The 13,657-nt window shown below is 41.0% G+C and carries 12 protein-coding genes; 8 read left to right on the top strand and 4 right to left on the bottom strand.

Annotated features, from left to right (window positions below):
- Positions 1-162 precede the first annotated feature (162 nt).
- On the bottom strand, positions 163-1,590 hold the full coding sequence (sbcB, locus tag SC428_RS00185) for an exodeoxyribonuclease I (RefSeq protein WP_272580015.1): 1,428 nt from the start codon (positions 1,588-1,590) through the stop codon (positions 163-165).
- Positions 1,591-1,926: 336 nt separating this feature from the next.
- Here sbcB and SC428_RS00190 point away from each other — a divergent pair, with 336 nt between their 5' ends.
- From SC428_RS00190 to tmaR, 3 genes are all read left to right on the top strand, one after another.
- Positions 1,927-2,124: a hypothetical protein gene (locus tag SC428_RS00190; RefSeq protein WP_070927164.1), complete on the top strand. Its 198-nt coding sequence runs from the start codon at positions 1,927-1,929 to the stop codon at positions 2,122-2,124.
- A gap of 414 nt (positions 2,125-2,538) precedes the next feature.
- On the top strand, positions 2,539-3,798 hold the full coding sequence (locus tag SC428_RS00195) for an MFS transporter (protein ID WP_070927162.1): 1,260 nt from the start codon (positions 2,539-2,541) through the stop codon (positions 3,796-3,798).
- 170 nt (positions 3,799-3,968) lie between these two features.
- The gene (gene tmaR, locus SC428_RS00200) at positions 3,969-4,301 is read left to right on the top strand and encodes a PTS system regulator TmaR (protein WP_070927160.1); all 333 of its coding nucleotides are present in this window, start codon (positions 3,969-3,971) and stop codon (positions 4,299-4,301) included.
- Positions 4,302-4,336: 35 nt separating this feature from the next.
- Here tmaR and SC428_RS00205 read toward each other — a convergent pair whose 3' ends face one another.
- Positions 4,337-4,966 (bottom strand): SDR family oxidoreductase, encoded by a 630-nt coding sequence (locus SC428_RS00205; protein ID WP_070927158.1) that lies wholly within the window; start codon positions 4,964-4,966, stop codon positions 4,337-4,339.
- A 394-nt stretch (positions 4,967-5,360) separates the two neighbouring features.
- Positions 5,361-8,645 carry a ribonuclease E gene (gene rne, locus SC428_RS00210; protein WP_318705360.1) on the bottom strand — a complete coding sequence of 1,095 codons (3,285 nt, stop codon included), beginning with the start codon at positions 8,643-8,645 and terminating at the stop codon, positions 5,361-5,363.
- Positions 8,646-9,189: 544 nt separating this feature from the next.
- Between rne and rluC the strand changes: the two genes are divergently transcribed.
- The gene (gene rluC / locus SC428_RS00215) at positions 9,190-10,149 is read left to right on the top strand and encodes a 23S rRNA pseudouridine(955/2504/2580) synthase RluC (RefSeq protein ID WP_070927153.1); all 960 of its coding nucleotides are present in this window, start codon (positions 9,190-9,192) and stop codon (positions 10,147-10,149) included.
- A 51-nt stretch (positions 10,150-10,200) separates the two neighbouring features.
- Here rluC and SC428_RS00220 read toward each other — a convergent pair whose 3' ends face one another.
- Positions 10,201-10,785, bottom strand: a complete 585-nt coding sequence (locus SC428_RS00220; RefSeq protein ID WP_070927150.1) for a Maf family protein — start codon at positions 10,783-10,785, stop codon at positions 10,201-10,203.
- A 143-nt stretch (positions 10,786-10,928) separates the two neighbouring features.
- Here SC428_RS00220 and yceD point away from each other — a divergent pair, with 143 nt between their 5' ends.
- Genes yceD through SC428_RS00240 form a run of 4 tightly spaced genes read left to right on the top strand, consistent with a single transcriptional unit; the run spans position 10,929 to position 13,651 of the window.
- On the top strand, positions 10,929-11,453 hold the full coding sequence (gene yceD / locus SC428_RS00225; protein ID WP_070927148.1) for a 23S rRNA accumulation protein YceD: 525 nt from the start codon (positions 10,929-10,931) through the stop codon (positions 11,451-11,453).
- A gap of 12 nt (positions 11,454-11,465) precedes the next feature.
- Positions 11,466-11,636 carry a 50S ribosomal protein L32 gene (rpmF, locus tag SC428_RS00230; RefSeq protein ID WP_004253223.1) on the top strand — a complete coding sequence of 57 codons (171 nt, stop codon included), beginning with the start codon at positions 11,466-11,468 and terminating at the stop codon, positions 11,634-11,636.
- Between the two features lie 20 nt (positions 11,637-11,656).
- Positions 11,657-12,697: a phosphate acyltransferase PlsX gene (plsX, locus tag SC428_RS00235; RefSeq protein WP_140186024.1), complete on the top strand. Its 1,041-nt coding sequence runs from the start codon at positions 11,657-11,659 to the stop codon at positions 12,695-12,697.
- Positions 12,698-12,700: 3 nt separating this feature from the next.
- A complete protein-coding gene (locus SC428_RS00240; protein ID WP_070927146.1) occupies positions 12,701-13,651 on the top strand; it encodes a beta-ketoacyl-ACP synthase III in 951 nt (316 codons plus the stop codon).
- Positions 13,652-13,657 lie beyond the last annotated feature (6 nt).

Consider the following 13,657-nt stretch of genomic DNA (forward strand, 5'->3'; position numbering starts at 1 on the left):
AAATCTTAGTCACTGCCGCCAAACATAATATGTTTGGCGGCAGTGTATATGCCCCATGGAAGTTGTTGGCCACGTTCTGCTATCCAAATCCTATAGTTTATCTATGTTCAGCGGGTATCTTCACTTGTTGCCAACCTGCATTTGAATTATTTGGAGTATAGATTAACTCGCTAATTCCCTTGCGTAATTCACCAAGGCTTTTAATTGTTTACAGCGCTCAGCATCATTTTGATGCTCGATCATGAGTAATTCAATGGTGTGCATATAATCGGTCAAACGGCTTTCGGTAAAGTAATCTCTACGATGTTGCAGCCAACGTTGTTGTTCATCATAGGAGAGAATTGTGGGATAGTTACGTGCCTTATAGCGGAAAAACAGTTCTTTCATTCGAGAGTCTTCAAATGTGAGATCGAGCGCAGGTAAATTCAGTGGTGATGTCTCTCTGATAATATCCATCGTTGAACGATCAGAACTACTAAAAAAGCCACTATAGATTTTTGCATCTACATCATCAGGCTCATCAAAGGGTTGTGCCTGTGCAAAAATTTCAATGACCTTGTTGCGAACATCTGGATTTTTACGCAAAATTTCTAAATTACGCCAGCAAAGGTCACGATCAACCCCTGTACGTAGGGCATCCTCTGTTCGTAATGTCTTTTCAGGCGCTAAAATTGGGCATTTATTAATATGTACTAATTTAATCGGAACAGCTAAAGCATCACCTAATTCAGATTTAGGGGTATATAAGCGTTCGCGCAGTACTTCCACGGGTAAATCAATCAATGGCGAAATATCAGCTGAAAGATCACACATGATGATGGCATTACGGTTATCTGGGTGCCAAGCTAATGGCGCAACAAGGCTAATGTAGGAACGTAAAGCACCAAACATACCTGAAACATGGACTAAAGGGGTCATATCCACAATATCAATCAGCTGACTAACTTTATTTTTATTACGTAATTGATAAAAGTAGTCAAACATTCTTGGCTGTGCTGCTTTTAAGAGCTTCGCCATATTGATGGTGGCTAATACATCAGACATTGCGTCATGGGCATTTTCATGAGCAACTCCATTGGCTTTAGTCAGATGTTCAAGGCGCATACTCGGTAATCCATCATCATTTTCAGGCCATTGGATCCCTTCAGGGCGTAACGCAAAACAGGCTCGTAATGCGTCTAATAAATCCCAACGTGAATTACCTTGCTGCCAGCTATAGGCATAGGGATCGTAAAAATTACGATAGAAAATATTACGCGTAACCTCATCATCAAAACGAATATTATTATAGCCCATGATACAGGTATTTGGCTGAGAAAAGGCTTGATGAATGCGTTTAGCAAACTCTGCTTCATTGACCCCTTGAGCTAAAGCAAGTTGCGGAGTGATTCCGGTGATCATTACAGCTTCAGGTTGGGGAAGATAATCATCGCTAGGTGAACAATAGAAAACCTCTGGCTCATCGATGATATTAAAATCTAAGTCTGTGCGTACTCCAGCGAATTGTGCAGGGCGATCTAGCGCTGGATGCTTACCAAAGGTTTCATAGTCATGGATAAAGAATGAGGGCTGTTTTTTAGTCTCTTGCAACGTGCTTCTCCATTTGGCCTGAGCAGGGTTTCCGTGATGAGGATATTGTGAATTATTTAAATCTATTTATAGCAAACATAAAACACCGACCTTCTATTATACCTGATATGGGGGAAAACCTGAACGAATGGTATTTAAAAGTAAACTGTTGTTTAACTAAATTCAGCTAGCTATCTTTAAAATTTAAATATCAATAAGCCATTTATTATCAATATGTTAAATTGTTTTTTTCTGGTGGTGTTAATCAAAAAATAGCGTAAAACAGCGTAAAAATAAGCGTAAACACTGTATTTTTAGTCTACTATTTAATACATCACTACAAAAAAGGATGCGTTTATGAATACTTATGATGAAAGAACACGTTTGATTTTGTCTGAGATTGGTAGGGTAACAGTAGGGTTACTTGCCAGTAGCGAAGTGAATAAACAAAAAATAGTAACTAGGCTACAAGCGGAAGCAAAAGAAGAATCCAATCCTGCACGAAAAAGCATTTTAGATGATGCAATTACCTTTCTTAACAGTAAAATTCAATAGCTGAATATTGATATCGCGAGCCCTCGTTTGAGGGCTAGAGTTTCATGCAATTTTATCTTCTTGTCCGAGTTATTGTTAATTCACTGTCCCTTGCGATACTTCAAATTAGCGCATTTCTCGTTAAGCGATGATAAGTTCGTTCATATGCGCCAGTTACATCGTTTTCTATGTTCCTAACCGCCCATTGATTTCTTGTTTAACTGCACTTCAAATTATTTAGAGTCTATAATTTTGAATATTATTAAGTTAACTGTGGATTTTTTATGCCAATACTTTAAGTGATATTGCTCACAAAACACGATTGTTAACGTTAACAATCGTGCGTAACATCACAATATTAACGTGAATTCCTAGTTTAGCACTAATGTTAACCTTAACATTTTCTCAGTCAGGGAAATGAATGGGCAAATGATAATGAACATCGAGTCAAGAAAATACTATGCCTCATTGAGCGCATTACTGTTTTTTTTCTTTTTTACATGGTCATCAACGTTTTCAGTTGTGGCTATTTGGCTTCGAAAATATGTTGGTTTAGAAGGCACAGATACAGGGGTTATATTCTCATGTATTTCAATTATCGCGCTATGTGCGCAACCACTGTATGGATTTTTACAAGATAAATTAGGGCTGCGTAAAAATTTACTGTTGTTTATCGCAATCTTATTAATATCATCAGGGCCATTTTTTATGTTGTTTGGCCCATTATTACAATGGAATGTCGTAATTGGCAGTTTAGCTGGTGGTTTATTCATTGGGATGACTTTTCATGCAGGGATTGGTGTTCTTGAGTCTTATACTGAACGGGTAAGCCGTCTGCGTGATTTTGAATACGGTAAAGCAAGGATGTGGGGCTCTCTAGGTTGGGCTATCGCCACTTTCTTTGCTGGGCGTAATATTAATGTTGATCCGAACTATAATTTTATTATGGCAACTGTTTCAGGTGTCATTTTCTTAGTGATTTTATTACGGTTAAAAACAGATAAAACAAATGCATTTAACAGCCTAGAACATGGAAAGCCCTCTGGGATCACTATTGGTGATGCATTACAACTGTTTGCCTTACCTCGTTTCTGGGCGCTGATTTTGTTTGTATTAGGTACCTGTATTTATAGTGTGTATGATCAGCAGTTTATGGTCTATTTTGCGCATCAATTCCAAGATGAAAAAATGGGCAATGAAATGTATGGCTACTTAAATTCATTACAAGTTTTTCTAGAAGCTGGTGGGATGTTCCTCGCACCCTATATCGTTAACCGCATTGGCGCTAAAAATGGCTTGTTGTTTGCCAGTAGTGTGATGGCAATTAGGATCATAGGCTCTGCCTTAGTCGAAGGCCCGATCATGATCTCAGCCATGAAGTTATTACATGCAGTAGAGCTGCCTATACTGTTAATTGCTATTTTTAAGTATAACAGCCGTCATTTTGATAAGCGGTTATCATCAACGCTGTATTTAGTGGGTTTCAGTTGCATTACTTCGATTGTGGCCAGTATTTTATCGCCATTAGCGGGGTGGGGATACGATAAGATAGGTTTTGCTGATACTTATTTGATTATGGGATGTTTTGTTGTGATTACGACGATTCTATCGGCATTTTGTTTACGTGGCGATAAAATGGATCCCGTTGAGCACAATACGTCCTTGGCAGAAATTAAAGGAAAAACGGCGGCTTAAAAGAGATAACTGAAACAATTCAGCCTATACTGTATGTATATTAAGCAAAAAGTCCCTTTTCACTGTTTTTAAATCAATGAATAGGTGAAATAGGGTTGTAACAATCTACTGATAGAAGGTATTGTGTAGGTAGAGATGCGTTTTGTTTTTCTAATAGAGGGTTTTTAAACATGGACAACGCTAACAAGCAATCTTTCCAAAATGTCCTGGAATTTGTGCGTATGTATCGTCGTAAAAATAAAATTCGCCGTGAAATTACCGATAACGAAAAGAAAATTCGTGATAACCAAAAACGTGTTTTATTGCTTGATAACCTGAGTGATTATATTAAGCCAGGCATGACGATTGAAGAAATTCAAGCAATTATTGCCAACATGCGCAGTGACTATGATGATCGTGTTGATGATTACATCATTAAAAATGCGGAACTGTCGAAAGAGCGCCGTGAGATCTCTAATAAATTAAAAGAGATGGGTGATTTAAGTAAGAAAGACGTTAAATAAATAAAATTGAGCCGAGTTATCCTCGGCTCTCAATTTCACTTGCTCCAACCTGGTTTCAAATCAGGATCAACAACGGCAAATATTTGTCGGTAACTACTTTTATCTTCAACTAATTTAGCGAGAACGATCGCAACATCTTCCCGACTTATTACACCATGAGCCTCATTCGACAATAATTTTGCATTATGTGTCGCGGGTACACTCATCAAGCCGCCGGGTCTGATAATGGTGTAATTTATCTCACTGCTCTGAAGATAGTTTTCAGCCATCGATTTTTGTCTTACCGACGGACCAAATAATGATTTTGCCCTAGGTGATAAGGTTGACCAGCTATCACCACAACCAATTGATGTAACGAATAATAATCGAGTTATCTGATGCTGCTCGGCTTTACGAATAATATTATAATTGCCGTAAAAGTCAGCTTGAGCGCCACCAATTGTGGTAAATACCACGGTTTCTGGGGTAGTTTGAGCGAAAATACGTTCGAGTGAATTGAAATCAGTGGCATCGCCAATGATAGTTTGAATACCTTCAGCGGCTAGCCGTTCCGCATCTTCTGCTCGACGAACGAATGCTGTGACTTGTTTCCCTTGTTTTACACCCATTTTGGCTAAAATATAGCCTATCCCTTTGGTTGCGCCGAAAATCACCCAATGAGTCATTTTTTGTTCCTTTTTAGTTACCTTGTATCGTTCATAAGAGAGTAGTTTAATGATAAACAACGATAAAACTGCTTCTTTTGAGCTATTATTGTAGTCGAATTAGTGTTGAATTGATTAAAGTTCATTCTACGAAAGAATTAATGGCATTTTTGCCTTTATGTTTAATGCAAATTCATCCGTAATTGTGTTTTTTTACATCTATTACTGATGTTTATTTTAGCCTAAACCGTGATAGCTATTTAGGTGTTGTACGACACGGATTTAATAAGAGGCGAAAGTATTAGCAATATACTTAGGTGTGTTAGAACCACTTTTTTTGTTTTTTGAAATAAAAAACCCCTCGAATTATTGAGGGGTTTTGTAGAAAAAACGGACTTAACTGACCAGTAATCGATTATTCGTTACTTGTTGGTTTTGCCATTTCGGATGTCGCGCAGTTTGTTGCAACATGTCCTCCGGCGCCTTTACTAACAAAAGTTGAAGCTTCACGTTGATAAACCTTCATTTCAAACGTTGACGCAACCACTTCTGGAGCTGGTGCTTTGGTCATTGGTGAGTAAGCATGGCGTACTGCTTTGCTTGCCACGATAACCGCGGATTTTGCTGTCCGCGCTGTCTCTACTTCAACAGCTGACTCTTGGATGGTTTCGCTTTGCACTTGTTCAAGTGGTTTTGTTTCTACTGGAACTTCTTCAGCCTGAACAGTTTCCACCGGAACCTCTTCAACAGATTGTTCTACTTTAGGTTGTTCAACCACAGTCTCTTCGATAACAGGTTCTACCGTTATAGGTAACACTTCAACCTGTGGTTCTGGTTGACGACTTTCTTGTGTTTCCTGAATAACTTGTTCTGAATGTTCCGTAACAACAGGCTCTGCTTGTGGGGCAAATACAGGTTCTAAATGAACAGATTGTTGCTCTGTTTTTTCAGTAACGATATCGACTTCAGCTTCTTTTGGCTCCGTTGATACAGTTTCGTCAACAGGTGTAATAGGTTGAGTCGTGACATCATCAGACGTTACCGCTGATTCAGTGTTGAATACAGCTTGTTGCTCAAGCATTTCTTCATTAGTAATAATGGCAACCGCATCTTGTTGTGGTTGAACGATTGGGTAGCTAATACACACTTTACCTGATGCCAGTTCAGGAGATGCAACAGCAGCAAATAGTGGCATTGGTGATTTAGTTAAATGACGTTCATCACGATAACGACGGCGACGTTGACCACTCACACGAAGGTGACGAGGTGAACGGCGTGAACGACGAGGAATGATAGTGTCTTGTTTTTCTTCATCATCTGTTTGAGTTTCTGGTAATTCATCATTACTTGGCTCAACAACACGACTAGATTGCATTTCAACAGAGGTCGTTGGTGCTGGTAATGCTGCAATCGGTTTAGCATTATTTTCAGCGGCCACGTCTACAGTCTCTGTGGTTTCACTTTGCGTTATCACATCAACGTTATTGTCATCAGTAATACGAACTTTTTGCGTTAACTGACGACGTTGGCGACGTGGTGTAACAGGACGCGGCTGAGCCTCTTCTTTCTCTGTGGTTGATGAGTCAACGTCTTGGCTTACATCTTGTTGAGTTTTAGCGGCTTGTTGCTGACGCTTCTCATCTTGACGGCGGCGACGTTCAGCGCGTTGGTCACGACGCTGTTGCTGTTGCGCATCACGATTATTACTATCGGTTGCTTGATCGTTTTGTTGGTTCGCATTCTTATTATTGTTATTGCGTCCCTTACGATTGTTGTTATCGTCACTTTGTGCATTACGATTAGAACGATTGTCGCGGTTATCACGATTTTCATTATTATCATCGCGGTCACGACGGTTATTACGGCGGTTATTGTTGTTGCGACGATCGTTGTTACGACGTCTGTCGTTGTTCTGACGATTTTTTTCGACAGGTTTCTCAACAACTTTCTCTTCTTCACCAAATAGTTTCTTGAAGAATGCCGCAATTTTACTGAATAAACTCACCTCAGAATCTGCCTTAGCAGGTTGTTTTGGTGTTTGAGGGCGAGGTTTATTTTCTTTTTGTTTAGCCGCAACAGGTTGCTCTACGGGTTCCTGCAAAGCAAACGCAGAAATTGCAGGTTGCTCAGGCATTTTTCGCTCAGCGGTTGTTTCATCGGTACCATTCAGTGTTTCCGTTTCATGGTACTGCGCTAAGTTGTAGCTTAGTGTATTAATCTCTTCGCCTTTACGAATACGGATCACGTGGAAATGTGGTGTTTGCATCTGGTCATTAGGCACGATGACGACACGCACATTACGTTGACGTGTTTCAATTTCACTGACAGCGTTACGTTTTTCGTTAAGCAAATAGGAGGCAATCTGTACCGGAACGATTGCATGCACTTCATGGGTGTTTTCTTTCAATGCTTCTTCTTCAATCAGGCGAAGAACAGAAAGAGACAGTGATTCATTATCACGAATGGTACCGGTACCTGAACAGCGTGGGCAAACATGGTGGCTAGATTCACCTAAAGATGGACTCAAACGTTGGCGAGACATTTCGAGTAAGCCAAAACGAGAAATGCGCGCGATTTGGATGCGTGCTCTGTCTTGGCGAACGGCTTCACGTAAACGATTTTCCACTTCACGTTGATGCCTTACAGGCGTCATATCAATAAAGTCGATAACAATTAAGCCACCGAGGTCACGTAAACGCAATTGGCGAGCAATTTCGTCGGCCGCTTCCAAGTTAGTATTGAATGCAGTTTCTTCAATATCGCCACCACGGGTTGAACGTGAGGAGTTGATATCGATAGCTGTCAATGCCTCTGTGGTATCAATAACTAATGCACCACCTGAAGGAAGGCGAACCTCACGTTGAAACGCAGATTCAATCTGTGATTCGATTTGGTAATGGCTAAATAATGGCACATCACCACTGTAATGTTTGATCTTACTTGCAAAATCACCACGGCCAATTGCTTCAATGTGGTTGCGTGCCATTTCGACTACTTTCGGATTATCGATAAGAATTTCACCGATATCAGGGCGCAGATAGTCTCGGAATGCACGTACAATCACGTTACTTTCTTGGTGGATCAAGAAAGGTGCAGGGCGGTTTTCTGCGGCTTTTTTGATGGCTTCCCAATGACGTAAGCGATAGAGTAAATCTTGCTGTAAAGACTCAGCAGATTTACCGACCCCCGCAGTACGGACAATAAGGCCCATGCCATCAGGAATTTCTAGAGAAGAGAGCGCTTCTTTCAACTCAGTGCGATCTTCACCTTCAATACGACGAGAAATGCCACCTGCGCGTGGATTATTTGGCATTAATACCAAATAGCTACCGGCTAGGCTGATAAAGGTGGTTAATGCTGCACCTTTATTACCGCGCTCTTCTTTATCAACTTGGACAATAACTTCTTGGCCTTCTTTCAACACATCTTTGATGTTAGGACGACCTTGAGAGTGGTAGTTGCTTGGGAAATATTCGCGAGCGATTTCTTTGATGGGAAGGAAACCGTGCCTTTCAGCACCATAATCAACAAAAGCGGCTTCAAGACTAGGTTCGATACGAGTGATTTTACCTTTGTAAATATTTGCCTTTTTTTGTTCATGACCTGGGCTTTCGATATCCAGATCATAGAGACGTTGCCCATCAACAAGGGCAACACGCAACTCTTCCTGTTGAGTTGCGTTTATTAGCATTCTTTTCATATTGTTACTTACTCATTATTTTTTACTTTCAATAAAGAGCAGCGAAAAAAGGAGCTATTGTAAACCGATGGCCTCGTGATTTTTACAAAACCGCCTGCCTCACGGCAGTCGTTCGTATAGAGACGCGCAGTATTCGGTGAACCTGATTTTTAGATTAAAAATTCAGCGTTCTTAATCAGGAAGCCGTCATCATTTAAATTAACGGAAGTTCCTAACCCAATAAGCTAATATTCGTTGCTCGCTAAATATTTGATTTTGCTAGACGTCTTACGCCATTGCAGCGTCTTTACTCAATCAAATAGTAAACTTATATCTTATGCCAATTATCGTTTTATCAAACATGATGGCAATTGTGTATTATTCCACTGCTGACGACATTATAGCAAGTCGATAGATCAGTTATATGAAAATTTTATTTAGAAATATGACTAACCAGCTATTCTTTAACCAAATAAAAAAAATGATAAAAAAATTTTTGGAGTCGGTATGATATATTCTGCAAATGAGGTCGTAATTTAATCAATTAGAGTTAACACATTTTTGAATGAATACACAAAATCAAGTTCAGTTTATTGATATTAGCGATGATGAGGCCGGACAACGCATCGATAATTTCTTGCTCGCAAAATTAAAAGGTGTGCCTAAAAGCATGATTTATCGCATTATCCGTAAAGGAGAAGTGAGGGTAAACAAAGGGCGCATCAAACCTGAATACAAACTTGCCGAAGGCGATCAAGTCCGAGTCCCACCGGTTAGAGTGGCCGAGCGTGAAGAGGCGCCAGTTTCTGCGAAACTCGATAAAGTTGCCGCACTGGCCAATTGCATCTTATATGAAGATGACGCGATCCTCGTGATTAATAAGCCGTCAGGTACAGCGGTACACGGTGGTAGCGGGCTAAGCTTTGGCGTCATTGAAGGGTTACGTGCATTACGGCCTGAGGCACGTTTCTTAGAACTGGTACATCGCCTTGACCGCGATACATCCGGTATTTTGCTGGTAGCCAAAAAACGTTCGGCTTTGCGGGCACTGCATGAACAATTACGTTTAAAACAAATGCAGAAAGATTATTTGGCGCTTGTGCGTGGAAATTGGCAGTCCCATACTAAAGTGGTTCAAGCACCTTTGCTCAAAAATATTTTACAAAGCGGTGAACGAGTCGTTCGCGTTAGCCCAGAAGGTAAGCCATCAGAAACACGTTTTAAAGTAGAGGAGCGCTTTGAAAATGCGACCTTGGTGAAAGCGAGTCCAGTTACAGGTCGTACGCATCAAATTCGTGTTCATACCTTACACGCAGGGCACCCGATTGCCTTTGATAACCGTTATGGTGATAAACAATTTGATAGCCAATTAGCGGGTACAGGATTAAAAAGATTATTTTTACATGCGAGCTCATTAAAATTTACCCATCCTAAGAGTGGGGAAGAGATGCGTATTCAAGCACCACTTGATAATGAGTTAAACCAATGTTTAAAAGTGCTTCGCGCTCGTAAAAATCATCAATAAAATTATCACCGGTAGTATAACTACCGGTTATCTATTTTAATTATTTAATGCTTAATCATTTAATGGGCTATATCCATGGTGACGTAGCATTTCAAGTAATAGAATTAATGGCAGGCCGATCAGGGTATTTGGATCGCGCCCCTCGAGTCTATCGAATAAAACAATCCCCAATCCTTCGGACTTGAAACTGCCTGCGCACTGATAAGGCTCTTCTTTGCGTAAATAAGACTCAATTTCCTTATCGCTTAGTGAACGAAAATAAACATTGAATAATTCACATTGTACCTGATAACTCCCCGTACTTGAGTCAAGTAAACATAAGCCAGTATAAAAAGTGACCTTATGGCCAGACGCTTTTTTTAGCTGTTGAAAGGCCTTGTCATAATTAAGTGGTTTACCCATGATTTGCCCATCGATCACACAAACTTGATCGGAGCCGATAATCAAGTGTTGCTGGTATTGTTTACTGATAGCATGGGCTTTTGCATGCGCTAAACGTGTCACTAAAGCTTCTGCGGATTCATTTAGCACTGCGCTTTCGTCGACATTAGGGGCAACCGCTAAAAAAGGTAATCCAAGCTTTTTTAACAACTGCTGTCGATAAGGTGAAGTTGATGCCAAAATAATCGATTTCATAATTTTTCTCGAAACTCATAGCCAAACGGATGAACTCATTTTAAACTATCTGGCGCTTAACAGGCGATTTTTTGGTGAAAAGGCGAGTTTTGCCCGCCTTTTTCTTTGACTATAGTTCATTACAAAGTTAATATGCGCGCCTTATGCAAAAGGTAAAATTACCCCTGACTATCGATGCGCAGCGTGCAGCTCAGAAAAACCTCGACTATGTCGGGAGTTATAAACCTGAGCAAGTTACACGTATTGCTGAATCAGTAGTCAGTGTAGACAGTGATGTTGAGAGCGAATTATCATTTAAAATTGATAATCAGCGTCTGACGGTCATAGAGGGGCATTCTGATGTGGATGTCACCCTACAATGCCAGCGTTGCAGAAAAGATTTCAAGCATCATGTTTACGTATCGTATTGTTTTAGTCCTGTCGTCAGTGACGAAAAGGCCGAAGCATTACCGGAAGGCTATGAACCAATTCAAATTGATGAGTTTGGTGAAATAGATTTGCTGGGAATGATAGAAGATGAAATAATTCTATCCTTACCAGTGGTTCCGGTTCATGATTCTGAACACTGTGAAGTGTCCGAAGCGGACATGGTTTTTGGCGAACTACCTCCTGAGGCAGAAAAACCAAACCCATTTGCCGTATTAGCCAGTTTAAAGAAAAGTACTTAAGGAGTAAGGTCAATGGCCGTACAACAGAATAAACCAACTCGTTCAAAACGCGGTATGCGTCGTTCACATGATGCACTGACTGCTACCCTAGTTTCTGTAGACAAAACTTCAGGTGAAACCCACCTGCGTCACCATGTGACAGCAGATGGTTACTACCGTGGCCGTAAGGTTATCAACAAGTAATTCATTTACAAGTTGAGACTTTGGCTAATCTAACCATTGCGTTAGATGCTATGGGCGGGGATGTTGGTCCCCGCGTCACAGTGCCTGCTGCATTGCAGGCTCTGGCATCTAATCCAGCACTCAAATTACTGCTAGTCGGTCAACCTGACGCCATTCAACCTCTGCTTGCACAACAAAGTGCTGAGTTGACTTCGCGTGTCGAAATAATTCCAGCACAGAGTGTGATAGCAAACGATGCAAAACCATCAGCTGCTATACGCCAGAGCAAAGGAACTTCGATGAGAACGGCGCTAGAATTGGTCAAGACTGGGCAGGCACAAGCGTGCGTAAGTGCTGGCAATACAGGTGCATTGATGGGCTTAGCTAAATTGATGCTAAAATCCATCGAAGGTATTGAACGACCTGCGTTGATGACTATTTTGCCCAATCAGCAAAAAGGTCAAACTGTTGTACTTGATTTAGGTGCAAATGTTATTTGCAGTAGTGAGATGCTAGTGCAATTTGCCGTGATGGGCTCAGTGGTTGCTGAGGAAGTCGCCAAAATTGCCTCACCAAGAGTTGCTTTGCTCAATATTGGTGAAGAAGAAAGTAAGGGTTTAGATAATATCCGCGAAGCCGCCGCAATCCTCAAAGAAACTGCGGCAATTAATTATATCGGTTATGTCGAAGGTAATGAATTACTGACAGGCAAAACAGATGTTTTTGTGTGTGACGGCTTCTCAGGTAATGTCACGCTAAAAACAATGGAAGGGGTGATCCGAGTCATTCTCTCCTTGTTGAAATCATCAGAAGAAAAACAAACAAAGCCTAGTTGGTTGATGAAACTGGCTAAAAAATGGCTAAAAAAACGTTTAATGAAGCGTTTTGGGGAGCTGAACCCCGACCAGTATAATGGTGCAACTCTGTTAGGATTAAACGGTATTGTTATTAAAAGTCATGGTGCTGCAAATGAAGGCGCATTTAAAGCGGCCATCGAACGTGCAGTCCAAGCGGTTGATAGACAAGTCCCTGACAGAATAGCGGCTCGGTTGAATATCGTATTACCCAGGAGTGATCAATAACCTATGTATAGCAAAATATTAGGCACAGGCAGCTATTTACCAACACAAATTAGAACGAATGCTGATCTGGAAAAAATGGTTGATACTTCTGATGAGTGGATTGTAACTCGCACAGGTATTCATGAAAGACGTATTGCCGGTGAAGATGAAAGTGTTGCAACAATGGGATTCCATGCGGCGCAAAAAGCGCTAGAAATGGCTCAAGTGGATAGCAGCGAAATCGGTTTAATTGTTGTTGCAACAACCTCTTCAACACATGCATTTCCAAGCGCTGCATGTCAAATTCAACAAATGTTGGGTATTAATGACTGTGCGGCCTTTGATGTTGCCGCAGCATGTGCAGGTTTTACTTATGCAATTAGCATCGTCGATCAGTTTGTTAAAACGGGGATGGCGAAAAAAGCATTAGTGATTGGCGCAGATGCACTGTCTAAAACCTTAGACCCTGCTGATCGTGGTACGATTATACTGTTTGGCGATGCGGCAGGCGCGATGGTGATAGGCGCTTCGGAAGAACCGGGGATTTTATCAACCCATTTGCATGCAGATGGCCGTTATGGTGAGTTGTTAGCATTGCCAAACCGTGAGCGTGGCTCTGAAGAGCAAGCTTACTTAACTATGACAGGTAATGAAGTATTTAAGGTTGCGGTGCGTGAATTAGCTCACATTGTTGATGAAACATTAGCCGCAAGCGGTATTGCGAAAGAGGATCTTGATTGGTTAGTTCCTCATCAAGCAAACTTAAGAATTATTTCCGCAACGGCGAAAAAGCTTGATATGACCATGGATAAAGTGGTTGTGACGTTAGATAGACATGGTAATACCTCAGCGGCTTCTGTGCCGACAGCATTTGATGAAGCAGTGCGTGATGGGCGTATCCAACGTGGGCAACTCGTGCTTCTTGAAGCATTTGGTGGTGGTTTTACGTGGGGCTCTGCACTCGTTCGTTTTTAATTTACT

Origin of the sequence: Providencia sp. 2023EL-00965 (assembly GCF_033550225.1) — a bacterium.
GTDB classification, from domain to species: Bacteria; Pseudomonadota; Gammaproteobacteria; order Enterobacterales; family Enterobacteriaceae; genus Providencia; species Providencia manganoxydans.